The 25,899-nt window shown below is 67.2% G+C and carries 19 protein-coding genes; all 19 read left to right on the top strand.

The window, feature by feature from the left end; genetic code table 11:
- Position 1: 1 nt before the first annotated feature.
- The 19 genes from EV641_RS29850 to EV641_RS15600 all read left to right on the top strand — a co-directional run bounded on the left by EV641_RS29850 (position 2) and on the right by EV641_RS15600 (position 25,896).
- Positions 2 to 877 (top strand): hypothetical protein, encoded by an 876-nt coding sequence (locus EV641_RS29850; RefSeq protein ID WP_241997264.1) that lies wholly within the window; start codon positions 2 to 4, stop codon positions 875 to 877.
- Positions 874 to 2,784, top strand: a complete 1,911-nt coding sequence (locus EV641_RS15685; RefSeq protein ID WP_132472903.1) for a penicillin-binding protein 2 — start codon at positions 874 to 876, stop codon at positions 2,782 to 2,784. The genes EV641_RS29850 and EV641_RS15685 overlap by 4 nt, the downstream gene beginning before the upstream one ends.
- 225 nt (positions 2,785 to 3,009) lie before the next feature.
- Positions 3,010 to 4,587, top strand: coding sequence for a UDP-N-acetylmuramoyl-L-alanyl-D-glutamate--2,6-diaminopimelate ligase (locus EV641_RS15680; protein ID WP_132472901.1), 1,578 nt, complete (start codon positions 3,010 to 3,012; stop codon positions 4,585 to 4,587).
- Entirely contained in the window at positions 4,584 to 6,110 is a 1,527-nt protein-coding gene (gene murF, locus EV641_RS15675; protein ID WP_132472899.1) for a UDP-N-acetylmuramoyl-tripeptide--D-alanyl-D-alanine ligase, read from the top strand. The genes EV641_RS15680 and murF overlap by 4 nt, the downstream gene beginning before the upstream one ends.
- Positions 6,107 to 7,186, top strand: coding sequence for a phospho-N-acetylmuramoyl-pentapeptide-transferase (gene mraY, locus EV641_RS15670; RefSeq protein ID WP_054720282.1), 1,080 nt, complete (start codon positions 6,107 to 6,109; stop codon positions 7,184 to 7,186). The genes murF and mraY overlap by 4 nt, the downstream gene beginning before the upstream one ends.
- A 4-nt stretch (positions 7,187 to 7,190) precedes the next feature.
- Positions 7,191 to 8,747 (top strand): UDP-N-acetylmuramoyl-L-alanine--D-glutamate ligase, encoded by a 1,557-nt coding sequence (gene murD, locus EV641_RS15665; RefSeq protein ID WP_132472897.1) that lies wholly within the window; start codon positions 7,191 to 7,193, stop codon positions 8,745 to 8,747.
- Positions 8,748 to 8,803: 56 nt separating this feature from the next.
- Complete coding sequence (gene ftsW, locus EV641_RS15660) at positions 8,804 to 10,264, top strand: putative lipid II flippase FtsW (protein WP_132473150.1); 1,461 nt, start codon at positions 8,804 to 8,806, stop codon at positions 10,262 to 10,264.
- Positions 10,261 to 11,415 carry an undecaprenyldiphospho-muramoylpentapeptide beta-N-acetylglucosaminyltransferase gene (murG, locus tag EV641_RS15655; RefSeq protein WP_132472895.1) on the top strand — a complete coding sequence of 385 codons (1,155 nt, stop codon included), beginning with the start codon at positions 10,261 to 10,263 and terminating at the stop codon, positions 11,413 to 11,415. The genes ftsW and murG overlap by 4 nt, the downstream gene beginning before the upstream one ends.
- Complete coding sequence (gene murC / locus EV641_RS15650) at positions 11,412 to 12,941, top strand: UDP-N-acetylmuramate--L-alanine ligase (RefSeq protein WP_132472893.1); 1,530 nt, start codon at positions 11,412 to 11,414, stop codon at positions 12,939 to 12,941. Before murG ends, murC begins: the two co-directional genes overlap by 4 nt.
- A gap of 152 nt (positions 12,942 to 13,093) precedes the next feature.
- Entirely contained in the window at positions 13,094 to 13,756 is a 663-nt protein-coding gene (locus tag EV641_RS15645) for an FtsQ-type POTRA domain-containing protein (RefSeq protein ID WP_054720506.1), read from the top strand.
- A 187-nt stretch (positions 13,757 to 13,943) separates the two neighbouring features.
- The gene (gene ftsZ / locus EV641_RS15640) at positions 13,944 to 15,167 is read left to right on the top strand and encodes a cell division protein FtsZ (RefSeq protein WP_132472891.1); all 1,224 of its coding nucleotides are present in this window, start codon (positions 13,944 to 13,946) and stop codon (positions 15,165 to 15,167) included.
- Positions 15,164 to 15,898 carry a peptidoglycan editing factor PgeF gene (pgeF, locus tag EV641_RS15635; protein WP_132472889.1) on the top strand — a complete coding sequence of 245 codons (735 nt, stop codon included), beginning with the start codon at positions 15,164 to 15,166 and terminating at the stop codon, positions 15,896 to 15,898. Before ftsZ ends, pgeF begins: the two co-directional genes overlap by 4 nt.
- The gene (locus tag EV641_RS15630) at positions 15,895 to 16,632 is read left to right on the top strand and encodes a YggS family pyridoxal phosphate-dependent enzyme (RefSeq protein WP_241997263.1); all 738 of its coding nucleotides are present in this window, start codon (positions 15,895 to 15,897) and stop codon (positions 16,630 to 16,632) included. Before pgeF ends, EV641_RS15630 begins: the two co-directional genes overlap by 4 nt.
- A gap of 32 nt (positions 16,633 to 16,664) precedes the next feature.
- Complete coding sequence (gene sepF, locus EV641_RS15625) at positions 16,665 to 17,321, top strand: cell division protein SepF (protein ID WP_132472885.1); 657 nt, start codon at positions 16,665 to 16,667, stop codon at positions 17,319 to 17,321.
- A 134-nt stretch (positions 17,322 to 17,455) separates the two neighbouring features.
- Positions 17,456 to 17,746 (top strand): YggT family protein, encoded by a 291-nt coding sequence (locus tag EV641_RS15620; protein WP_132472883.1) that lies wholly within the window; start codon positions 17,456 to 17,458, stop codon positions 17,744 to 17,746.
- Between the two features lie 153 nt (positions 17,747 to 17,899).
- Positions 17,900 to 18,751: a DivIVA domain-containing protein gene (locus tag EV641_RS15615; protein ID WP_132472881.1), complete on the top strand. Its 852-nt coding sequence runs from the start codon at positions 17,900 to 17,902 to the stop codon at positions 18,749 to 18,751.
- A 44-nt stretch (positions 18,752 to 18,795) separates the two neighbouring features.
- Positions 18,796 to 19,038 (top strand): hypothetical protein, encoded by a 243-nt coding sequence (locus EV641_RS29845; protein WP_054718663.1) that lies wholly within the window; start codon positions 18,796 to 18,798, stop codon positions 19,036 to 19,038.
- A 315-nt stretch (positions 19,039 to 19,353) separates the two neighbouring features.
- Positions 19,354 to 22,500, top strand: coding sequence for an isoleucine--tRNA ligase (gene ileS / locus EV641_RS15605; RefSeq protein WP_132472879.1), 3,147 nt, complete (start codon positions 19,354 to 19,356; stop codon positions 22,498 to 22,500).
- An 84-nt stretch (positions 22,501 to 22,584) separates the two neighbouring features.
- Positions 22,585 to 25,896, top strand: coding sequence for a BTAD domain-containing putative transcriptional regulator (locus EV641_RS15600; RefSeq protein ID WP_132472877.1), 3,312 nt, complete (start codon positions 22,585 to 22,587; stop codon positions 25,894 to 25,896).
- Positions 25,897 to 25,899 lie beyond the last annotated feature (3 nt).

Genomic DNA, 25,899 nt, shown 5'->3' with positions numbered 1-25,899 from the left:
GATGACCCTGCAGGTGCCATCACCGCCACGACCTCGGCAGGCTCGATCGACGGCAGCGCAGCGTGCCTATCAGCGTCGCAATCAACGGGCCGCACAGTTGGTCTCGCCCACCGAGACCCGCGGGCGCACCACCGGTGCGCGCCGCGTCGCGACACGCATCCCGTTCGTGGCGAGCATCATCGCGCTGCTCGCGGTCGGGATGATGGTGACGCTGCTCCTGACGACACGGGCCGCGGAAGACTCCTACGAGCTCAGTGCGGCGCGCGCGTACAACGAGAGCCTCCTTCAGCAGCGAGCGGTGTTGCAGCGCGACGTCGAAGCGGGTCTGACCGCTCCGGTACTCGCGCAACACGCTGCCGAACTCGGCATGATCCCGACGGGGCAGGCCGCTCGGCTTGTGGTGGGCGAGGACGGCTCGGTGCAGGTCGTCGGTGAACCGGTGGCTGCGCAGGGCGCACCGCCGGCGCCGCTGAATGCGCCGGAGCCGCGGAGCGATGTGCAGCCTCCGTTGGCGGGCAGCGCCGGACGCGAGAATCCCCGCCCGCTGTCGCCGGCGGGCGAGCAGCCGGAACCCCGCGACGGTGTGGAATCACCCGACGCGGTGGATCCCGAACGGCGGGCGGCGGCAGCAGCAGAGGCGCCGCGTGCATCCGACGAGGCAGGGCAGGTACCTGTCGGCGAGCCCGTATTGGGCAGTACTACCGGGCCGGAACCCGATGTCGACGCGGAACGGCGGGAGAGCGGCGCCGCGCCGGAGCCCGGGAATGCCGCAGTTCCTCCCGCGGACGCGGAACAATCGATGCCTGTGAGTGAACTGCCACAGCCCGAGGCGTCCCAGTTGGGTCAGCCGGTGGGATCGGAGGCCGGACCGCGGTGAGGACCGGCCCCACCCCTCGCCGTGCGGCTCGCCCGCGCAGTAGTGCACCCAGGCGTCGTCCCGTACCGAGGGGGTCGGGATGGCGCCCGAGCCGCCGGCGGACCGACACCACTGCGTTCCAGTTCCGGAACAGACTCGGTCTCTGGGCAGTCTTCGCAATTCTCGCGCTCGCAGCCGCGCAATTGCTGTCGATCCAGCTGTTTCAGGCACCGAAGTTGTCGGCGGAGGCTGCGAGCCAGCGCACGACCCGGCTGGTGGAACCCGCGACGCGCGGAACGATCAGCGACCGGAACGGCAATCCCCTCGCCTACACGATGGAAGCGAAGGCGATCACGTTCCAGCCTGTTCGCGTCCGGAAGGAGCTGAGCGAGGCCCGGGCGAAGGACCCGTCGCAGCCCGAGGTGTCCGAGTACCTCGAGGGAGTGGCGGATGCACTGCACGAGGCACTCGGCGCTGCCGCACCCAAGAAGGACGTGCTCGACAAGCTCGAGAGCGACGATACGTTCGTCTATCTCGCCCGCGGGGTCGATCCGGGTGTGGCGGCAGGCATCGTCGACGAGTACAGCATGGTGGGACTCGAGCGGCAGGACATCCGGCTGTATCCCGGGGGGTCGCTTGCGGCGAACATCGTGGGCGCGACCGGGTGGGACGGGTACGGGCTGATCGGCCTCGAGGCCTCCATGGACTCGGCCCTCGCCGGTACCGATGGTTCGTCGACCTACGACCGCGGGTCGGATGGAGTGGTGATTCCGGGGAGCTGGCGCGACCAGCACCCCGCCGTGGACGGTTCGTCCATCGAGCTCACCATCGACAACGACATCCAATACCACGTGCAGCAGCAGGTGCAGCGAGCGAAAGACCTGTCCGGCGCCGACAACGCCTCGGCGGTCGTGCTCGATGCGCAGACCGGTCAGGTGCTGGCGATGTCCAACGACAGCACGTTCGACCCGTCCATCGGCGTCGCCAACAATCCTGCTTCCGCACAGCAAGGCAATCCGGCGGTTGCTTCGCCATTCGAACCCGGCTCGGTGAACAAGATCATCACAGCCGCTGCCGCCATCGAGGACGGCCTCACGACGCCGGACGAGGTCCTGCAGGTCCCCGGCAGCATCGACATGTCGGGGGTCACTGTCAAAGACGCGTGGGACCACGGCGTCGTGCCGTTCACCACGACCGGAGTCTTCGGGAAGTCGTCCAACGTGGGCACGCTGATGCTTGCACAACGCGTCGGCGAGGACCGGTTCGCCGACATGCTCGACCTGTTCGGCCTGGGCCAACGTACCGAGGTAGGGCTCCCGGGTGAGTCCGGAGGATTGGTGCCCAGTCGCGAGCAGTGGTCGGGCGGTACGTTCGCGAACCTGCCGATCGGGCAGGGGCTGTCGATGACATTGCTGCAGATGACCGGGATCTATCAGGCGATCGCCAACGACGGTGAGCGCATTCCGCCCCGCATCGTCAACGCGACCATCGGTCCCGACGGCACCCGAACCGAAACGGAATCACCCGAACCGATCCGTGTCGTCAGTCCGCAGACAGCGGCCACCGTTCGCGACATGTTCCGGTCGGTTGTGCAATCCGACACGGGCAATCAACAAGGGACAGGGGCGCAGGCTGCGATCGAGGGATACCAGATCGCAGGCAAGACCGGTACCGCCCAGCAGATCGATCCCAATTGCGGGTGCTACTCGAACTCGGACTACTGGATCACCTTCGCGGGTATCGCACCGTCGGACGACCCCAAGTACGTGATCGGGATCATGCTCGACGCACCCACACGTAGCTCCGACGGCACCGGCGGTCAGTCCGCGGCGCCGCTGTTCCGCGATATCGCGTCGTGGCTGTTGCAGCGCGCCGCAGTGCCGCTGTCGCCGGACCCGGGTGGCAAGCTGATTCTCCAGGTCGATTGATCCTGATGTCCGCGCGCGGCCGCCCCTCATACTCGAGAGCGCTGACGCGTGTCGGTGCAGCCTCGCAGTCTGGGTAACCTGACACGTCGGTAACGTGACACCACGGTGCAGTCCGGCACCGATCGAGAACAGCAGCGGGATGCCGCAAGAGAGGAACTTGTACCTGTGCCATCGAGTCCGGATCCGACTCCCCCCGAGGAGGGACGCCGACCCGAGCATCCGCCGATGACCTCCCTCTGGGATCTGGCCGACGTCATCAGCGCCGATCTCGTTGCGGTGGGGCCTGCTGTGACATCGGGAGGCGCCGCTGAGGCAGGCGGGGTCGTGACGGGAATCGACCTGAGTGCCCAGCGGATCCGGCCGGGCGACCTGTTCGCTGCGCTGCCGGGTGCTCGCGCGCACGGGGCAGCCTTCACCGGCACAGCACTCGAGCGCGGTGCTGTGGCCGTCCTCACCGACACGGCAGGCGTCGAGGCAATTGCGGCCGCAGGATTCGGTCCGGTGCCGGTGCTGGTACACCCGGACCCCCGTTCGGCGCTGGGTGTCGCGTCGGCCACCGTGTACGGGCACCCGTCGGAGCGGATGCAGGTCATCGGTATCACCGGAACGTCGGGCAAGACCACGACGTCCTACCTCGTCGAAGCGGGCCTGAATGCCGCCGGCCGGGTCACCGGTCTCGTGGGCACGGTCGAGACGCGCATCGCAGGCCAGCGAGTCCCCAGCGCCCTGACCACCCCCGAGGCGCCGCAGCTTCACGCGCTGTTCGCGACCATGCTCGAACACGGTGTCGACACGGTGGTGATGGAGGTATCGAGCCACGCGCTTGCCCTCGGACGGGTCGCTGCAACCGAGTTCGCGGTCGGTGGGTTCACGAACCTGTCACAGGATCACCTCGACTTCCACAAGGATCTCGACGACTACTTTGCTGCCAAGGCACGCTTGTTCGCGCCCGACTCGCCAGTTCACGCACGACGGGCCGTCGTGTGCGTCGACGACGAGTGGGGCACCCGCATGGCGGAGATCGCTCGTGCTGTGAATGACGGCGATCCCGCCGTTGTGCGGACGGTGTCGAGCGACGAGACCGGGAGCACGGTCGCGGACTGGACGGTGACCGACGTCGCATCCGACCCCGCCGGCACCCAGGAATTCAGTCTGACCGACCCCGCCGGCATAGCCCATCGGGTCAGTGTGCGGCTGCCGGGACGGTACAACGTCGCCAACGCGTCCCTCGCCATTGCGCTCTGCTCCGCAGTCGGAGTCGATGTCGACGTGGCCGCTCGTGGAATCGGGAGCGTCGACGTCCCGGGTCGCGTCGAGCGCATCGACCGCGGACAGAAGTTCCTCGCGGTCGTCGATTACGCGCACAAACCCGCAGCGCTCGAGGCCGTCATCTCCACCCTGCGACGCGGCACGACGGGACGCATCGCCGTCGTCGTCGGCGCGGGCGGTGATCGCGACCGCGGGAAGCGTCCGCTCATGGGTTCGGTTGCGGCATCGGCAGAACTCCTCGTCGTCACCGACGACAATCCTCGGACCGAGGACCCTGCCTCGATTCGCGCCGCAGTGCTCGAGGGCGCCCACGCGCTCCCACAGGACCGGCGTGGTGAGATCCGGGAGATCGGTGACCGGGCTGCTGCGATCGACGCTGCTGTCGCATGGGCGCGCCCAGGCGACGTCGTGCTCATCGCAGGCAAAGGTCACGAGCGTGGCCAGGAGATCGGCGGAGTCAAGCATCCGTTCGACGATCGCGAGGTACTCGCGGCGGCGATCGGGCGGCATCAGCGCAGCGGAGGCACGGAATGATCCCGATGACACTGGCTCGGATCGCTGAGGTGGTCGGGGGCGCCTTGCACGACGTCGACGACCCGACCGTCGAAGTCACCGGCACAGTCGAATTCGATTCCCGTCGGATCGCCCCGGGCGGCCTGTTCCTCGCGTTGCCCGGTGCGAATGCCGACGGCCACGATCACGCGAGGGCCGCGGTCGCAGCGGGCGCAGTCGCCGTCCTCGCGGCGCGCCCGGTCGGGGTGCCCGCCATCGTCGTCCCGTCCACGGCTGCGGCCGAGACCAATGCGCTGGCGCTCGAGCACGACGCGGACGGATCCGGCGCGGCAGTGCTGACCGGCCTCGCGAAACTCGCCCGGGCGGTTGTCGACGAACTCGTCGACGGGGGACTGACCGTGATCGGAGTGACCGGGTCGTCCGGGAAAACCTCAACGAAAGACCTCATCGCGGCGGTACTCGCACCACTCGGGCCCGTGGTGGCACCACCGGGTTCCTTCAACAACGAACTCGGTCACCCCTGGACAGCGTTGCGCGCCACCGGCGACACCCGTTTCCTCGTACTCGAGATGTCCGCGCGCGGACCCGGCCACATCGCAGCCCTCGCACAGATCGCACCGCCCCGGATCGGTGCAGTCCTCAACGTCGGCACAGCCCACCTCGGTGAGTTCGGCTCGCAGGAAGTGATCGCGCAGACCAAAGGGGAACTCGTCGAAGCCCTCCCGTCCGACGCCGACGGTGGCGTCGCGATCCTCAACGCCGACGACACGCTCGTGGCACGCATGGCGGGGCGGACCCGCGCACGGGTGGTCACCGTCGGAAGCTCCGGCACGGCTGCGGTCGTAGCCACCGACATCACTCTCGACGGCGCCGCCCGACCGACGTTCACCCTCGTGATCACCGACCACGCGACCGGAAACGAGCAGCGCGTACCCGTCACGCTCGCCGTGCACGGGGAGCACCAGGTCGGAAACGCGCTCACTGCGATCGCGATCGCACTCGAATGCGGCGCCACGCCCCACCAGGCCGCCACCGCCCTGTCCGGCGCAGCTGCGGTCTCGGCGCACCGGATGGCCGTGACCACCCGTGCCGACGGAGTCACGGTCATCGACGACGCATACAACGCGAACCCGGATTCGATGCGAGCAGCACTCAAGGCGCTCGCAACAGTGGCTCGCAGCGGACCGACCCGGCGTCGGACTTTCGCGGTTCTCGGTGAAATGGGGGAGCTGGGCGACGATTCCGTCGTCGAACACGACGCAGTCGGCCGATTCGCTGTGCGCCTCGACATCACCCGCATCGTCGCGGTCGGTGCTACGCGACCGGTCCGGGGTCTTTTCCAGGGTGCGGTGATGGAAGGATCCTGGGGCGAGGAAGCAAGCCACGTGCCCGATGCCGACGCAGCGATCGCGCTTCTGCGTGACGAGGTCGGCCCCGGAGACATCGTGTTGGTAAAAGCGTCGCAGTCGGTCGGCCTGTGGTCGGTCGCTGAGGCTCTGCTCGGAAATGACAACGCTGTTCTGGAGACGGAGGCTGCACGGTGAGACAGATCCTATTCGCCGCGGGTATCGCACTCGCGGTGTCGATTCTGCTCACGCCCGTGTTGATCAAGGCGTTCTCCCGGCAGGGCTTCGGACAGGAGATCCGGGTCGAGGGACCGCAGAGCCATCAGGCGAAGCGCGGTACCCCCACGATGGGTGGAGTCGCGATCCTCGCGGGTCTGTGGGCCGGGTACTGGGGTTCACACCTGATCGGTCTGGCCTACGACGCGGAAGGACCGTCGGCCTCGGGTCTGCTGGTGCTGGGATTGACCACCGCGCTGGGCGGCGTCGGGTTCCTCGACGACTTCATCAAGATCCGCAAACAGCGGAATCTCGGTCTGAACAAGACCGCGAAGCTGGTCGGTCAGCTGATCGTCGCGGTGGTGTTCGGCATCCTGGCACTTCAGTTCCGCAATTCCGACGGCCTGTCGCCGGCGAGTACCGATCTGTCGTACGTGCGCGACATCGCGACCGTGTCGATGGGATCGATCGTCTTCATCCTTTTCGTCTACCTGCTCGTGAGCGCCTGGTCGAACGCCGTGAACCTCACGGACGGCCTCGACGGCCTTGCCGCGGGTGCGATGGCGCTCGTGCTCGGCGCATACGTGATCATCACCTTCTGGCAGTACCGGAACGCGTGCGCAGTGGAGCCCACCGCCGGATGCTACGACGTGCGCGACCCGCTCGATCTGGCACTTCTGTGCGCTGCAGGGGGTGCGGCCTGCCTCGGCTTCCTGTGGTGGAACGCGGCACCTGCAAAGATCTTCATGGGCGACACCGGCTCGCTGGCCCTCGGCGGCATGCTCGCCGGCCTGTCTGTCACCACCCGGACCGAGCTCCTCATGGTCGTCATCGGTGCACTGTTCGTCGCAGAGGCCGCCTCGGTGGTCATCCAGGTGGCGGTCTTCCGCTCCAGCAGACGCCGTGTCTTCCGGATGGCACCGTTCCACCATCATTTCGAGCTCGGTGGGTGGGCGGAAACCACGGTGATCATCAGATTCTGGTTGCTTGCCGGAATCGCCTCGGCCATGGGCCTCGCGCTGTTCTACAGCGAGTACCTTGCGGCGATCGGAGACTGACATCGTGACGGATGAACTGCAGCGACTGCACGGAGCGCGCGTTCTCGTCGCCGGCGCCGGGATCTCGGGTCGCGCCACCATCAGGCCACTGCTCGATCTCGGGGCTCGTGTGACCGTCACCGACCGCAATCCCGACGCGCTGGCACACTCCGTCGAGCTCGGCGCCGACACCATCGAACTCGACGCCTTGCTCGAGGACATCGCAGACGACAACGCCGTAACCATGCGCGAATTCGCCCTCGTCGTCACCAGCCCCGGCTTCCCACCCGACGCGCCGCTGCTCTCGCGTGCTGCAGGCGCTGCGGTCCCCATCTGGGGCGACATAGAACTGTCGTGGCGCATCGACCAGGCCGAGATCTACGGCCCGGCCAGACGGTGGCTCGTCGTGACCGGCACGAACGGCAAGACGACCACGACGATGATGCTGCACGCGATCCTCGAATCGGCCGGTATCTCCTCCGTGGCATGCGGCAACATCGGCCTGCCCGTACTGGACGCGTTGCGGCGTGACGACCGTCGAGCCGACGTCCTCGCCGTCGAACTGTCGTCGTTCCAACTCCACTGGGCGCCCTCCGTGCGGCCCGCGGCCGGCGTCATCCTCAACATTGCCGAAGACCACCTCGACTGGCACGGTGGCATCGAGAACTACATCGACGCCAAGCTCGGCGCACTGACCGGCGCGGTCGGAGTCCTCGGACTGGACGACCAGATCGCCGGTGGACTCCGCGAACGCTCCCAAGCCGTCCTCACCGTCGGGTTCACCCTCGGATATCCGGACGCAGGGCAGCTCGGCATCAGCGGAGACGTGCTCGTAGACCGGGCCTTCGCCGACTCAGCCGTCCTCGCGTCGGTCGCCGACGTGACTCCGGCCGGCCCGGCCGGTCTGTCCGACGCGCTGGCCGCCGCCGCATTGGCCCGCGCGATCGACGTACCGGAAGCGGCGGTGCACGACGGACTGCGCCGACACCAGGTCGGCCCCCACCGTGCCGCACCGGTGGGCACCGTCGACGGCGTCGACTACATCGACGACTCGAAGGCCACCAACCCGCACGCGGCCCGAAGCTCCCTGCTGGCCCGCGATGCCGTCGTGTGGATCGCAGGCGGATTGCTCAAGGGCGCGCGCGTCGACGACCTGGTCGCCGATGTCGCGCCGCGACTGACCGGGGCCGTTCTGCTCGGGCGTGACGCCGGACAGATCGCGGACGCTCTGGCACGACACGCCCCCGGCGTCCCCGTGGTCCTGGTCGACACGCGCGACGATGGGGCAATGAGCAGTCACGGCAGTGAAGTCGGTCAGGGCGGTGAACCGGGGCAGGGCAGTGCAGTGAAGCAGGGTAGCGGACCCACGCCGGAGCTACGTCGGGTGAGCGCACCCGGCGCCGACGGACCCGACGCGATGCGCATTGCGGTTCGTGAGGCAGCCGCACTCGCCTCCCCGGGACACGCTGTTCTGCTGGCGCCGGCCGCGGCGTCGCTCGACATGTTCGCCGACTACGCCCAGCGTGGACGCAGTTTTGCGGCCGCGGTCGACGAACTGCGCGGGAGTGGGACACCCCGGTGACCTCGCCGCAGGGCAGCTCACCGTCACCGACCGCGCGCGGCCGGATCGGATTGTGGATGGCGCGACCCCTCGCGTCGTTCCACCTCGTCGTCACCATCGCTGTACTGCTCACGGTGCTGGGCCTCGTGATGGTGCTCTCGTCGTCGAGCGTGGAAGCGGTAGCGGCCGAGGACTCGCCGTACCGGATGTTCAGGTCGCAGATCGTGTTCGCCTGCGTCGGCTTCGTCGCCTTCTACATTGCCCTGCAGATCCCGGTGCGCACGATGCGCCGGTTCGCATTCCCGGCGTTCGCAGTGTCGGTGGTGCTGCTCGCGCTCGTGCTGATCCCCGGAATCGGAACCGAATCTCAGGGCACCCGCGGATGGTTCGTCGTCGCAGGTATATCCCTGCAGCCATCGGAGATCGCGAAGATCACGATCGCGATGTGGGGTGCACACGTACTGGCGTCGAGGCGCGGGGAGAACTCCACCCTCAAAGAAATGATCGTGCCGCTCGTTCCCGCGGCACTGCTGGTGACCATCCTCATCGTCCTGCAGCCCGACCTCGGGACGACCGTCTCGCTCATCATCGTCGTGCTGGCCCTGCTGTGGTTCGCCGGCCTGCCTCTGAAGATCTTCCTCGGAATCGTCGGTACCGCAGTGGCGAGCGCCACAGTCCTCGCATTGACCGCCGGATATCGCTCGGCGCGCGTCCGTGCCTTCTTCAACCCGGGCGAGGACCCACAAGGCGCCGGGTACCAAGCACGACAGGCACGCTTTTCGCTCGCCGACGGCGGTATCTGGGGTCGAGGCCTCGGTCAGAGCCGTGCCAAATGGAGCTACCTGCCGAACGCCCACAACGACTTCATCTTCGCGATCATCGGCGAAGAACTCGGCTTCATCGGCGGTGTCGCCGTAATCGGCCTGTTTGCCCTCTTCGCCTATGTGGGCCTGCGCATCGCCATGCGCTCGGTCGATCCGTTCCTCCGATTGTTCACCGCCACTGCCACGGTGTGGATCATCGGCCAGGCATTCATCAACGTCGGCTACGTCGTCGGACTGCTGCCCGTGACCGGCCTGCAGCTTCCACTGGTATCGGCAGGCGGCACCTCCACCGCCACCACGCTGCTCATGTTCGGCCTGATTGCGAACGCCGCAAGACACGAACCGGAGGCGATCGCAGCACTGCATGCCGGCCAGGACGGGCGGCTCGCCCGGATCATGAAGATCCGTAAGCCCGAGGCCTACCGCCCCGCGCGTAGTGACGCCCCAGGCGGGTCGCTCCACGGAGCGAATTCGCCGCGCGGCCGCGGGAATCCCCGCGCGGGCGGAACCGCAGTGGCAACGCGGACACGACGAGCACCTGCCGCTACAGCCACTCGCCGACGCGCAGCGGACAGCGCTCGCGCCCGTGATACAGGGGGCGCTCGCGCCCGTGGCTCCCAACCAGAACGCACGAAGAACGGCCGCGCGGCTTCGCAGAACACACGAAGGCGCGACGGTAATGGCAGGACCGGAGAGCGAGGAAATCGTAGGTGAGTGGGGACAAGCCAGGACTGTCCGTGGTGGTGGCAGGAGGCGGTACGGCCGGGCACATCGAGCCGGCCCTCGCGGTGGCCGACGCGATTCGTGAACTGATACCGGGCGCTGCCGTGACCGCCCTCGGAACCTCACGTGGCCTCGAGACGACACTGGTGCCGCGCCGCGGGTACCCGCTCGAACTGATCCCTCCGGTACCGCTGCCACGCAAACCCACGCTCGACCTCCTCGAGCTCCCCGCGCGAGTGGTGGCGTCCGTCCGGCGCACCCGCGACGTACTCGACCGCGTCGACGCGGACGTCGTCGTCGGCTTCGGCGGATACGTCGCGCTCCCCGCCTACCTCGCGGCAGGCCGGGGAGTCTTGCGTCGACGACGTCGCATCCCCGTCGTCGTCCACGAGGCGAATGCCAGCGCAGGAATCGCCAACAAGATCGGTGCTCTGCGCGCCGCCCGCGTGCTTGCCGCCGTCCCCGGGTCCGGCATCAGGAGGAAGGGCGAGGCCGAGATCGTGGGGATCCCGGTACGGTCCTCGATCACCGAACTCGACCGCGCGTCGCTGCGCGCCGAAGCACGTCGCCACTTCGGACTCCCCGACGACGTGCCGGTGCTGCTGGTGTTCGGAGGCTCGCAGGGCGCACGGTCGCTCAATGACGCAGTGGTCGGTGCCGCGGCAGGCCTCGCAGAGGCCGGTGTCGCTGTCCTGCACGCCCACGGTCCGAAGAACACCATCGACATTCCCGCCCATCCGGGTCACGCCGAGGCCCCCTATGTGGCTGTGCCGTATCTCGAACGCATGGACCTCGCTTATTCGGCGGCGGACGCGGTGGTCTGCCGCTCTGGCGCGATGACGGTGGCCGAGGTCTCCGCCGTGGGACTACCGGCGGTGTACGTGCCCTTACCGCACGGGAACGGCGAGCAGGAACTCAACGCCAGGCCGATTGTGGCGGCAGGTGGTGGAATGATCGTGACAGACGCAGAGCTGACGCCGGCGTTCGTGGCCGACACGGTCACGCCGTTGCTGGGTGACCCCGGTCGGCTCGCCGAGATGGGACGAAACGCGGCGGCCGCCGGACATCGCAGTGCCGCAGCCGAAGTGGCTCGAATCGTGCTCGAGGTCGCCGGCGTGGAACCGAACAGGAGTCGAGAATGAGCGCGCAGCTGCCCGCGGAACTTCAGCGGGTGCACATGGTGGGGATCGGCGGTGCGGGAATGTCGGGCATCGCCCGGATCCTGCTTGCTCGTGGTGGTGAGGTGTCCGGATCGGATGCGAAGGAGAGCCGAGGGGTTCTCGCCCTCCGCGCTCGGGGAGCACAGGTACTGATCGGTCATCACGCCGACGCACTCGACCTGATCGACGGCGGACCGACCGCGGTCGTCACGACGCACGCCGCGATCCCGAAGAACAATCCCGAACTCGTGGCTGCCCGTGAGCGTGGCATCCCCGTTCTGCTACGACCCGCAGTGCTGGCCGCACTCATGCACGAGTACCGCACGTACCTGGTGTCCGGCACACACGGCAAGACATCGACGACGTCGATGCTGGTGGTGACCCTCCAGCACTGCGGGTTCGACCCGTCGTTCGCGGTCGGGGGCGAACTCAACGAATCCGGCACCAACGCCCACCACGGCAGCGGCGACGTCTTCGTCGCGGAAGCGGACGAGAGCGACGGCTCGCTATTGCAGTACGACCCGAACGTCGTGATCGTGACGAACGTCGAACCCGATCACCTGGACTTCTTCGGTACCGCCGAGGCATACACCAAGGTGTTCGACGACTTCATCGCCAAGATAGTCCCGGGTGGCCTGCTCATCGTCTGCCTCGACGACGCCGGGTCGGCCGCACTCGCTGAGCGCATCGTCGCACTCGGTCGTACAGATCTCCGGATTTCCGGGTACGGCACGGCCGATGTCATCGGCACGGGCGAGACAGTCAGCGGTGTCCCGGTCGGAGTGCGCCTGCTCGCGTGGGAGGCGAAGGACATCGGCGGCGTCGCCGAATTCCATCTCGCCGGCGAGGACGCTCCGCGCACCGTGCGTCTGTCGGTACCTGGCCGGCACATGGCTCTCAACGCGCTCGCGGCCTTGCTCGCAGCGCTCGAGTCCGGGGCGTCCGTGGACGAGGCGATCGAAGGGCTCGCTGGGTTCGGCGGTGTCCACCGACGGTTTCAGTTCAGTGGGCGCGAACAAGGTGTGCGAGTGTTCGACGACTATGCGCATCATCCCACCGAGGTGCGCGCCGTCCTCGCTGCGGCCGCGGAACTCGTGGCGGGCGAGCCATTGCGCTACACGGAGTCCGGAACCGAGCGACCCCGAGTGATAGTCGTCTTCCAGCCACACCTGTACACACGCACCGAAACATTCGCGACGGAGTTCGGTGCCGCGCTCGACCTTGCCGACGAAGTGGTGGTCCTCGACGTCTACGGGGCCCGCGAGGAACCGATTCCCGGCGTAAGCGGGGCGTTGGTCGCGCAGGCTGTGTCGAAGCCGGTGCACTACCAACCCGACCTGTCGCTCGTACCGCGTCAGGTGGCCCGCCTGAGCCGCCCCGGCGACATCGTCATCACGATGGGCGCGGGTGACGTCACGATGCTCGGGCGCCAGATCCTCGACGCTCTGCACAGCAAGCCCGGCCGCTTCCGGTCCATGGGCGCTGGAACGGGGCCGATCGGTTCGTGACACCCGATTCCACGAAGACCACCGAGCGTCGAGCATCGCGCCGCGGGCGCCCGCGGCGCGGCGAGCGCGCAACAGTTCGCCGTGCCAGGAAATCCGCGCGCGACGAGGCCACCGGAGTGAGCAACGCAGCACGGCGCCCCTCGGGCCGTTCGGTGCGGCTGCGCACGGTGCTCATCGGTGGAATCGTGGTGATCGCGCTGCTCGTAGCGATCGTGGTGGCATGGACCTCGCCGTTACTGTCGGTGCGCTCGGTGGAGGTGACCGGCAACGACATCATCACCCGGGAAGAAGTGCTCTCGAGCCTCGAGATCGCCGACGGGACACCGCTGCTTCGGGTGGACACGGCCGAAGCAGCGCAACGCGTCGCGTCCGCGCTACCTCGCGCCGCGACGGTCCGTGTGCAGCGGGTCTACCCGTCGACCGTGCGGGTGACCATCGTCGAACGTGTCGCCGTGGTGTACTTCGATGGGCCGGACGGCACGCACTCCGTCGACGCGGAAGGTGTGGACTTCGCGGTGGAGCCGCCACCGCTACTGACCCCCCGACTCGTCACCGGATCTCCGGGCACCGGCGACCCCGCGACGGCGGCGGCGGTAGAGGTCGTCGGACTGCTGCCACCGGAACTGGCGGTGCAGGTGCAGGAGGTCGCGGCAGGCTCGGACTCGGATATTTCCCTCACCCTGGTCGACGGTCGAGTGGTCATGTGGGGTGGCGTGGACGGTTCGGATCGCAAGGCAGCGGTGATTCTGCCGCTCTTGACACAGCCCGGTCAGCAGTTCGATGTCGCCAGTCCGGACCTTCCGACGGTGCGGTGAGGTGATCGGTGTGAAATTGGTGGCGTGTCGTCGGCGAGTCTGCTGGCGGATTCGGGCTGCCGTGCCATAGCGTTTCGCAGCAGTCGGGTACTTGACATAACCTTCAAGCTATGGTTGAGGGTTTGGTTGGGTGCCTCGCAAAGATCGATCGAAGTATGAACCCGAAATCCCAGGAAGGCGAGAGCCCATGACGCCCCCGCACAACTACCTCGCCGTAATAAAGGTCGTCGGTATCGGCGGTGGCGGCGTGAACGCGGTCAACCGCATGATCGAGCAGGGACTCAAGGGAGTCGAGTTCATCGCGGTCAACACCGATGCACAGGCACTCCTGATGTCCGACGCCGACGTCAAGCTGGACGTCGGACGCGAATTGACCCGCGGCCTCGGCGCCGGTGCAGACCCCGAAGTGGGCCGCAAGGCTGCCGAAGACCACAAGGACGAGATCGAAGAGGTGCTCAAGGGCGCCGATATGGTCTTCGTCACTGCTGGTGAGGGCGGTGGCACCGGCACCGGCGGCGCGCCCGTCGTGGCCAGCATCGCGCGCAAGCTCGGTGCACTCACGGTCGGAGTCGTCACACGACCCTTCTCGTTCGAAGGCAAGCGGCGTGGCGGCCAGGCCGACACCGGCATCCAGACGCTGCGCGAATCGTGCGACACCCTCATCGTGATCCCCAACGACCGGCTGCTCCAGCTCGGCGACGCTGCAGTGAGCCTCATGGACGCATTCCGGTCCGCCGACGAGGTCCTCCTCAACGGTGTTCAGGGCATCACCGATCTCATCACCACCCCCGGCCTGATCAACGTCGACTTCGCCGACGTCAAGGGCGTCATGTCCGGAGCGGGCAGTGCGCTCATGGGCATCGGTTCGTCGCGGGGTGAGGGGCGCGCGATCAAGGCGGCGGAAGCCGCGATCAACTCACCGCTCCTCGAAGCGTCGATGGAGGGTGCGCGCGGCGTGCTGCTGTCGATCGCCGGTGGCTCCGACCTCGGGTTGTTCGAGATCAACGAAGCAGCGTCGCTGGTGCAGGAAGCTGCGCACATCGACGCCAACATCATCTTCGGCACTGTCATCGACGACTCGCTCGGCGACGAGGTACGGGTCACGGTGATCGCTGCCGGCTTCGACGGAGGCACACCGACGCGGCGTCCTGTCGAAGCAGGCCCCGGCCAGCAGCAGGGTCAGCAATCGCAACAGAACCCGCAGCAGGGTGCCCGGCCCGGTGCCATCGGCGCGGGTCGCGCAGGTGAGCTGGGCCGACCCGATCGGGACGGTGCCGACGAAGCGCCGGCCCGTGAGCCGGCTCCGGTCTCGGGTGGACTCCCCCCGGCGGGCGGAGGCTCTGCGCGCTCGGTCGACGTCGACGACGAGGGCGACGACGACGTGGACGTGCCGATCTTCATGCGGCGTTGACGGCGCCTCGCCCCGGGGTGCGTGCCCGCCGGGTCGTGACCACACGAACCGGCGGGGTCTCGGCCCCTCCCTACGACTCCTTCAACCTCGGTGACCACGTAGGAGACGATCCCGCAGCCGTCGCAGCCAATCGGCAGCGTCTGGCTGCGGTCGTCGGATTGCCACCCGAACGGTTCGTGTGGATGGAACAGATCCACAGCCGCAACGTCACGGTGGTGGAGGGGCCGGTCACGGAGCCGGTTCCCGCGACCGACGCACTCGTCACCACTGTGGCCGGGCTCGCGCTTGCCACCCTCAGCGCCGACTGCGTGTCGGTGCTGCTCTCCGACGAGGAAGCCGGTGTCGTGGCCGCGGCGCATGCGGGACGCATCGGCGCGCGCATCGGCATCATTCCGCGGGTGCTCGACGCGATGATCGAACTCGGTGCGCGCGCGGACCGGATCGGGGCATTCCTCGGCCCCGCAGCGAGTGGCCGCCGATACGAGGTACCGGCGACGATGCGCGACGACGTGGAAGCACATCTTCCCGGTAGTGCAACACGCACCGTCAAAGGCACGGCCGGGCTGGATCTTCGCGCCGGCCTGCGTAGGCAATTGCTCGATCACGGTGTCGCGGCCGTGGCCGAGGACCCACGATGCACCATCGAGGACCCGACTTTGTTCAGCCACCGCCGGGATGCGCCGACCGGAAGGTTGGCCTCCGTCATCTGGCTCGAGGAAGATCCGCAGTGAGCGACGAGGCGCAGCAGACCCGGCGCGAGGAGCTGGCTCGCGGACTCGACTCGGTGCGGCGTCGGTTGGACGATGCGGCACGCGCCTGCGGACGCGACCCGTCCGATGTCGGGCTGCTGACCGTCACCAAGTACTTCCCGGCGTCGGACGCTGTCCTGCTGTACGAGCTGGGCTGCCGTGCTTTCGGGGAATCGCGTGAGCAGGAGGCGCACGCCAAGATCGAGGAGTTCCGGGCAGAGGTACCCGACCCGACCGTGCAGTGGCACATGATCGGGAGGCTGCAACGGAACAAGGCCCGTGCTGTCGCGCGCTGGGCGCACACGGTGCATTCGGTCGACAGCGCGCGGCTCGCAGGAGCTCTCTCCAACGGGGTGACGGCGGCGCTCGACGCGGGTGACCGGACCGCGTCGTTGCGGGTGTTGCTGCAGGTCAGTCTGGATGGCGACCCGCAGCGTGGTGGTGTCCCCGCCGCCGGGCTCGATGCCCTCGCGAATGAGGTGGCCGCGGCCGATGGTCTGGAACTGGCAGGTCTGATGGGAGTGCCCCCGCTCGGCGCGGACGTCGACGCCTCGTTCGAGGTGCTCGCACAACTGGGGGAGCGGCTGCGGCAACAGCATCCCGAGGCGCGCGAACTGTCTGCCGGGATGTCGGGTGATCTCGAACATGCCGTGCGCCACGGTTCGACATGCGTGCGTGTCGGAACGGGAGTGTTGGGTTCGAGACCGTTAGCCTGAATCCCAACCGCCGCGCGAGGGAAGGGCGATCGATGAGCACGCTCCACAAGTTCAAGGCCTACTTCGGAATGGTCCCGCTCGAGGACTACGAGGACGACTACCTCGACGATCCGGCGAGCCCACGTCGTGAGCGCGACTACGGTGAGCAGCCGTACGGCGGGTACGCCGCGCCGCGGCGAGAAGAATATCCCGCTCCGCGTCGTGATGAGCCCGAGCGTGATTTCGCGGAAGACGACTTCGATCGGTACGACCCGCCGGCGCGCAGCGCCCGTGTCGAGCCGATCACTGCCCGAGCCCCCCGTCCGGCGGCGGCCCCGGCGCGTTCCCCTGCGCGGTCCACGATGGCTGCGGAGTCGCGGCTCGAGCGGACCGAGGCGCGACGCGGCGCGCTGTTCGATGAAGGAGGTCCGTTGTCGAAGATCACGACGCTGCGTCCACGCGATTACGGCGAGGCACGCACGATCGGTGAGCGGTTCCGCGACGGGACCCCGGTGATCATGGATCTCGTCGAGATGAGCAATGCCGATGCGAAGCGGTTGGTCGACTTCGCGGCCGGACTGGCATTCGCTTTGCGTGGCTCGTTCGACAAGGTCGCGACGAAGGTCTTCCTGCTCTCACCCGCCGACATCGATGTCTCTGCGGAGGAACGCCGACGCATCGCCGAGACCGGCTTCTACAGTCAGCAATAGTGCACACGGTGCCGCGCCCAGGCACCTGCTCGTCCCTCCCCCGAACGCATACCGAACGCCCGGCGTGATGCAGATAACTGCAGGCCGGGCGTTTCGGTTTGGAAGGGTTCGGGTTTGTCGGGCAGAGTGGTCGGGTGGCCGTATTCGATGTGCTGTACTTCCTGCTGTTCATCTTCTGGCTTCTGCTGATCGGACGAATCATTGTCGAGTTCATCAGAACCTTCGCGCGGGATTGGAAGCCGACGGGATTTGTCGTGGTGATCCTGGAAGCGATCTTCACGGTCACCGACCCGCCGGTGAAGCTGCTCAGGCGTCTGATACCCCCGCTCAATCTGGGTGGGATCCGGCTCGATCTATCCATCATGGTCTTGCTGTTCATCGTGTACTTCCTGATGGCGTTCATCCCGCGTAGCGGGGGGATCTGACATGCGCCGCCGCGGCGCTGTCGCGGGGCCTTCGCACGCTCCGCTGTGCCAGAATGGAATGCCATATACAGTGGGTTTCAATACGCGTAACGCACTGTCTGAACTACGGAACGCCTGCTTGACCGCTTATTTGACGCGTGAAGGGATCCTTCCATGCCGCTGACACCAGCTGATGTGCACAATGTCGCGTTCAGCAAGCCTCCGATCGGGAAGCGCGGATACAACGAGGACGAGGTCGATGCATTTCTCGATCTTGTCGAGCAGGAGTTGACGTCCCTGATCGAGGAGAACGCCGACCTGCGCCAGCGCGTCGCGGAGCTCGACCAGGAGCTTGCCGAGGCGAAGAAGGCGCCGCGCTCTGCCGCTCCGGCAGTGTCGTCGGCGAAGGCGGAACCGGCGCGGGTCGTCGAGGCCCCCAAGCCGGAGCCCACTCCGGCACCTGCCCCGGCACCCACTCCCGCCCCGGTGGCGGCAGCCGCGCCGGCAGGTGATGCGAGCATGCAGGCGGCGAAGGTTCTCGGCCTTGCGCAGGAGATGGCCGATCGTCTCACCGGCGACGCCAAGACGGAGGCCGAGGAGTTGGTGCGCAACGCCCGCACGAACTCCGAGCAGCTCGTCTCGGATGCGCGTACGCGCAGCGAGGCCATGATCGCCGATGCTCGCCAGAAGTCCGACGCGATGCTCTCCGACGCACGTACGCGGTCCGAGACGCAGCTCCGTCAGGCCAAGGAGAAGGCCGATGGCCTTCAGGCGGACGCCGAGAAGAAGCACACCGAGATCATGGCGACGATCAATCAGCAGCGCTCCGTTCTCGAAGACCGGATCGAACGACTGAAGACGTTCGAGCGCGAATACCGCGTGCGCCTGAAGTCGTACCTCGAATCACAGCTCGAAGAGCTCGAGCAGCGCGGTTCCGCGGTGCCGGTCGACAGCGGTGCGGATGCGTTCAACCAGTCCAACTCGTCGTCGTTCGGCTCGTCGTCCTTCGCCAAGGGCAACAGCTGAGCGAGGTCCCGGGCCTGGTTCCGCGCCTCGGTTGAGGAGTCGACGTGCTTGTCGTGACGTTGGTGCTCGCTGCGATCGGATTCGGTCTTCTCGTCATTGCCTTGATGACCGGATCCATCGCGTGGGCCTGGGGTTGTATCGCGGTGTGTGTGGCAGGCGGAGTGATCCTGCTTGCCAGCTCCCTCACGTCCCGGGATCCGGCGACTCCGGGGAAGCCCTCTCGTCGGCGCGCATCGCCGAGTGCGCGGCCTACGCGAGGTGATGAACAGCACGATTCACGAGAATGACCAGTACTGCGTACGATGGGCATCGCGAGTGCTGTTCGGTAGAGGTCAGTACACGTACTGCTGTTTCCCGCGTGTGCGGGATGGTGTCGATCCGGCCATCACCGGGGAGCCTTCGGAAGAACAGTGCCGAGCGAGTGTGGATGCACTTGCGAGGTACCCAGTAGAACCGAACGGGTGGGGCCCGTGACAGCCCGAACGAAGAGGCGCCCGCCGGATATTTCCGGGGAGTGCAAGCGGGGTGGTACCGCGGTGGCCGCGCAGAATGCGCGGTGATCGTCCCCGTGCCGAGGATGTGAGGCACGGAGGAGTCACGCGGTGACCGAGAACGTCAATTCCACTGCAGCGACCGGCGGGTATCCGAAGGTCGACTACGGCGTCGCCAAGGATGCCGGTGTCGACTTCCCCGATCTCGAGGAACGCGTGCTCTCCGGCTGGGCCGAGGACGAGACCTTCACAGCGTCCATCGCCAATCGCGAGGGCGCCGAGGAGTTCGTCTTCTACGACGGCCCGCCCTTCGCAAACGGGCTTCCGCACTACGGCCACCTGCTCACCGGTTACGTCAAGGACGTCGTCCCCCGCTTCCAGACGATGCTCGGAAAGAAGGTCGACCGGCGATTCGGGTGGGACACCCACGGGCTCCCGGCCGAGCTCGAAGCCGAGAAGCAACTAGGCATCAAGGACAAGTCCGAGATCGACACGATGGGCCTGGCCGAGTTCAACGCATACTGCAAGCAGTCCGTACTGCGTTACACGGGTGAGTGGCGCGACTACGTCACCAGGCAGGCTCGCTGGGTGGACTTCGACAACGACTACAAGACGCTCGACCTGGACTTCATGGAGTCGGTCATGTGGGCGTTCAAGTCCTTGTACGACAAGGGCCTGATCTACCAGGGCTTCCGTGTGCTGCCGTACAGCTGGTACGAGCAGACGCCGCTGTCGAACCAGGAGACCCGGCTCGACGACGCGTACAAGATGAGGCAGGACCCGGCGGTCACCGTCGACATGGTGCTGCGCGCGCCAGGCACCGAACTCGACGGGGCCAATGCCCTGATCTGGACCACGACGCCGTGGACGTTGCCGTCGAACCTCGCGATCGCGGTGCACCCCGAGATCACCTACGTCGCGGTCCGGGCGGGTACGGACGACCAGGCGAAGACCTACTTGCTGGCGAAGGACCGCCTCGGCCACTACGTCCGCGAGCTGGGCGACGAGCCCGAAGTGCTGGCCGAATACACCGGTACCGATCTGGTGGGGCTCGTGTACGAGCCACCGTTCGATTTCTTCGTGGGCCGTGATAATGCCCACCAGGTGATCGCCGCGGATTATGTGACCACCGAGTCGGGTACCGGAATCGTCCATCTCGCACCGGCTTTCGGTGAAGAGGATATGGAGTACTGCCAGCGCAACGGTATCGAATTGGTGCAGCCGCTCGATCCGGGCGGCAGATTCACCTCGATGGTGCCGCCCTACGCGGGGTTGCAGGTGTTCGACGCGAACCCGGTCATCATCAAGGACCTCAAGGCTGCTGGAAAGCTGTTGCGGCACGAAACGATCGAGCACTCCTACCCGCATTCGTGGCGCTCCGGTCAGCCGTTGATCTACATGGCCGTGCCGTCGTGGTTCGTGGCCGTCACCCGGTTCCGCGACCGCATGGTCGAACTGAACCAGGAGATCACCTGGGTCCCCGAGCACATCCGCGACGGCCAGTTCGGCAAATGGCTCGAGGGTGCGCGCGACTGGAACATCAGTCGGAACCGCTACTGGGGCAGCCCGATCCCCGCGTGGGTGTCCGACAACCCCGACTATCCCCGGCTCGATGTCTACGGTTCGCTCGACGAACTGGAGCGCGATTTCGGGGTGCGCCCGGACGATCTGCACCGGCCGATGATCGATCAGCTCACCCGCCCCAACCCGGACGATCCGACAGGCAAGTCGACGATGCGTCGTGTGCCGGAGGTTCTGGACTGCTGGTTCGAATCGGGTTCGATGCCGTTCGCACAGGTGCATTACCCGTTCGAGAACACCGAGTGGTTCGATTCGCACTACCCTGGCGACTTCATCGTCGAGTACAACGGGCAGACCCGCGGTTGGTTCTACACGCTGCACGTCCTCGCGACCGCACTGTTCGACCGGCCCGCCTTCAAGTGCGTCGCGGCGCACGGCATCGTCCTCGGCGAGGACGGGCTCAAGATGAGCAAGTCGAAGGGCAACTACCCGGACGTCAACGAGGTGTTCGCACGCGACGGCTCCGACGCCATGCGCTGGTTCCTCATGTCGTCGCCGATCCTGCGTGGCGGCAACCTCGTCGTGACGGAACAGGGGATCCGCGAGGGGGTGCGGCAGGCCCTGCTGCCGCTGTGGAACGCGTGGAGCTTCCTGCAGCTGTACGCACCGAAGTCCGGCACGTGGCGCACCGACTCGACCCATGTGCTCGATCGGTACATCCTGGCGAAACTCGCCGAAACCCGCGATGCCGTCACCGAGGCACTCGAGGTGATCGACATAGCGGGTGCCTGCGACGAGGTGCGGACCTTCTGCGACGCGCTGACCAACTGGTACGTGCGTCGGTCGCGGTCGCGGTTCTGGGATGAGGACGCCGATGCGATCGACACCCTGCACACGGTGCTCGAGGTGGTCACCAGGCTTGCGGCCCCACTGCTGCCGTTGTCGACCGAGGTGATCTGGCGTGGCCTGACCGGTGGTCGCTCCGTGCATCTGGCCGACTGGCCCGCCGCAGATGAGCTCCCTGCCGCCCCCGAGCTGGTTTCGGCCATGGACGACGTGCGGTCGGTGTGCTCGACGGTGCTGTCGCTGCGCAAGGCCCAGCAGCTTCGGGTGCGGCTGCCGCTGCCGCAGGTCACCGTCGCCAGTGCCGGTGCTGCAGCGTTGGATCCGTTCGTCGATCTGGTGAAGGACGAGGTCAACGTCAAGGACGTCGTCCTCACCGACGACGTCGGGACACACGGCCGGTTCGAGGTTGTCGTCAATGCTCGGGCGGCAGGTCCTCGGCTCGGCAAAGACGTCCAGAAGGTGATCAAGGCCGTCAAGTCGGGGGACTGGAGCGAGAACGCGGACGGCACTGTCACCGCTGCGGGTATCACGCTGTTGCCGGAGGAGTTCACCACGCGTCTCGTTGCCGCCGAACCGGAGTCGACCGCGGCACTGCCCGGCGGTGCCGGCCTTGTGGTGCTCGACTCCACGGTCACCGAGGAGCTCGAGGCCGAGGGCTGGGCGAAGGACCGCATCCGCGAACTGCAGGATGCGCGACGCAACCTCGGACTGGATGTCTCGGATCGCATCTCGGTGCAGTTCGAGGTCCCTGCCGACCGCGCCGACTGGGCGGCCCGCCACCGCGATCTGATCGCCGGTGAGGTCCTTGCGACGACGTTCGAGATCGCCGCGGCCGAGACCGATCCGATCGAACTCGGCGAAGGTGTGCGCGTGTCCATCACCAAGGCGTAGCCGCACTCCGCGCGCACACCGGGATTCCCGGGAGGCTTAGGGCCTCCCGGGAATCCTGCTGTCGGGAGACTAGTATCGGTGGAGGTGCACCACGATTCGAACGACCCCAGTGCGGCAGCCTTCGCCGGCGTAGAAGTGGCCCTGTTGGGTGAGGTGGCGACGCGCCGCGGCGACGAACTGATCCCACTGCCGGGTCTGCGTGCCCGCAGTCTCCTCGCGGCGCTGGCACGTCGGCCCGGACGCGCGTGCAGTTCCCAGTCGTTGATCGAAGAAGTGTGGGGCGATGAGCTGCCGCGCTCGCCGACGAACGCGTTGCACACCCAGATCTCCCGGCTCCGCGATGCGCTACCCGACGGTGTGCTCGAGAGGGGCCCCGCCGGGTATCGACTCGTCCTCGACCGGATGCAGGTCGATCTGACATTGGTGCGAGTGTGCGAGCAACGCGCGCAGCAACAGCGTGCGGACGGAGACCTCTCCGGTGCCGTGGCGACCGTGCGGAAGGCGCGGGCCCTGTGGCGCGGCGAGCCGGGTGCGGATCTGGCGACAGGTGACCTCGCACGTGAGATCGCCGATGAGGCCACCGCCCGTGCCGCAGCTCTCGATGCTGTGGAACTCGCCGCGACAGTTGCGATGGGCGAGCTGGAGCAGGCGTTGCCGCTGGCTCGTGCGGCCGCGGTGCGGGCGCCCGTCGACGAACAAGTCCACGGCCAGTTGATGCTGGTGCTCTCTGGCCTCGGGCTCGATAGCGAAGCCCTCGAGGTGTTTGCCGGACTCCGCACCAGACTCGCCGACCGGCTCGGCGCCGATCCCTCACCCCGGTTGGTCGACCTCAATACGGCGATCCTGAAGGGAGAGTCACCGAGGTTCGTCTCGGCACCGGCGGTCGACGCGGAAACACGCGCACGGACGCACCGGGCGCTCGATCAGGAACATAGCGCGGCACCGACGATTCCCCGTTCCACCGGACTGCGCGCAGCGCCCAATGCTCTACTCGGGCGCGAGGCAGATCTGGCCGAAGTCGAGCGCCTGATGGCAGATGCGCGCGTGGTCACCGTGCTCGGTCCGGGTGGCACAGGAAAAACGCGTCTCGTGCACGAGATCGGCCTTCGGGCAGCACGAGATCTCCCGGTCGCGCTGGTCGAGCTTGCTCCGTTGCGCAACGGAGCGGACGTGGTCGCCGCGATCAGCTCCGTCCTTGGGATCGGTGAGGTCGAGCTGACACCCGGGACGGTGTTGACCAGAGCGCGGGTACACGACGCGCGTGACAGGTTGCGGGAGGCGCTCTCGTCGCGTCCGTCGCTGCTGATCGTCGACAACTGCGAACACCTGATCGACGACGTTGCCGAGGTCGTCGCGGACCTGGTCGCCGCCAGCGGGCAGCTGACAGTGCTCGCCACGAGTCGCGCTCCGATGGCGATCACCGCTGAGGCGGTGTACCCGCTGTCTCCGCTGGACATCGCGGAGAGTGGATCACCCGCAACTGAACTGTTCAGTATCCGCGCGAAGGCCGTGCGCCCATCGGTGCGGTTGGATCCCGCGGAAGTGGCACGGCTCTGCCGCACTCTCGATGGTCTTCCGCTCGCGATCGAACTGGCCGCCGCGAGGGTGCGCACCATGACGATCGAGGACATCAATGCCCGGCTCACCGACCGGTTCACGCTGCTGCGCTCGGGGGATCGCACCTCACCCCATCGACACCGCACCTTGTATGCGGTGATCGAGTGGAGCTGGAATCTCCTCGAACCCGATCAGCAGGCGGCGCTGCGCCGGTTGTGCAGGTTCCCGGCCGGCTTCACACTCGATGCCGCCGTCACCGTCGCGCAGTGGGGTGAGGTCGCCGATGCGGGATTCGCGATCGAGGGGCTGGTGGCCCAGTCGATGCTCACCGTCGTCGAGGAACGAGCAGGTCTGCGCTATCTCATGCTCGAAACCGTCCGCGAGTTCGGAGAGGAACAGCTGGCCCGCGGCGACGAAGAGGTCGTCGTCCTCGACCGAACGTTCGACTGGGCGGAACAGTTCTGCCGCGGTGCCGTGCGCAGGTTCCTCGACGGCGACCAGACTGCCGTCTCACGCGAGGTCGATACCGAGCACGACAATCTGCTCGCCGTATTGCGACAGGCGCTCAGTGGCGGGCAGGACCGGGTGGCGCTGACGGTGTTCCCGGTCCTCGGCATGCTCTGGACGTTGCGCGGCACGCATTCAGAGGTGCTCGCCTGGTCTCCCCGAATCCTCGACCTCGATCCCCGGGGCGCAAGAGCCCGTGCAGTACCGGGAAACCTCCTCGCATTGAGCTACCTGCTCGTCGCCACTGTCCTGTCGTTCAGCGGCGTCAGCCGCGAGCTTGCCCTCACCCGAATCCGGCTCCGCGAAATCATCCGGGCCCGAGACGATCTCGATCCCATGATCGGCACGGCCACCGCGCTGCTGGTGCTTCCGGTGTCCGGCCGGGGGGTCGCGCGTGCGCTGGCCGTCGCGGTGCGACATCCCGATCGGGCATCACGTGGCGCTGCACTGATAGTGCGGGCCAACCTGCGGGAGAACAACGGAGACCTGTACGGCTCCGGAATCGACGGGCGGGCGGCGCTCGAGCTCGCTCTGGCGGCGGGGGAGGAGTGGACGGTGTCGATGGTGAACCAGCACCTCGGCAGCATCGCCGCGCAGTCGGGCCGTTACGAGGAGGCGGTGGCCTACTACCGTGGGGGTGCCGAACAGTTGCGGGAACTGCACGCGTACGACGAGTCTGCGGCTCTGCACAGCTATATTGCTGCTGCGCTGGTCGGTCTGGGTCGCGTCGACGAGGCGCGCCGCGAGCTGGATCAGGTCGGCGACCCCGACGACACAACCGTGCATGATCGGAATCAGGGAACGGCAGCACTCTCCGCGAGTCGCGCCGAGGTGGACCTGGCATCCGGTGACATCGACGTAGGACTGCGTGGCTACCGGTCCGCGCTCGCGCTGATGGGATGGCCGGACATAGGCATCGACGACATTCCCGACCCATTCGGGACGTTGGTCGTGTCGGCGACCATCGGCGCTCATGTGCTCGCCGGTCGCGCAGCCGAAGCACGCGACGTCGTCGACTGGCTCGGAACGAGGATGAGGGAAGACCTCGGCCAGGAGGGTTACCGCGACCTGCCCCAGATCGGGGCAGTGGCGTGCGCGGTCGGCAGTTTCGATGTCGCGACCGGATCCGAGAGTGGCTTGCGATTGTTGGCGTTGTCCACGAGAGCGATTCCGCGGCAGGACTTTCCGTCGATGAAGGTGTCGCGGCATCTGGACCTGGCACGTGTCGCCCTCGGCGCCGTGCGCGTCGAAGAGGCACTCGCCGCGGTTGCGGGACTGCCCCGTCATCGCGCACGACCCTCGATCCTCGAGGCGCTCGGTGACCGTCAGTAGTGC

Source organism: Rhodococcus sp. SMB37 (genome assembly GCF_004345605.1).
Lineage (GTDB): Bacteria > Actinomycetota > Actinomycetes > Mycobacteriales > Mycobacteriaceae > Rhodococcus.
This window is presented reverse-complemented; position numbering and strand designations above follow the sequence as displayed.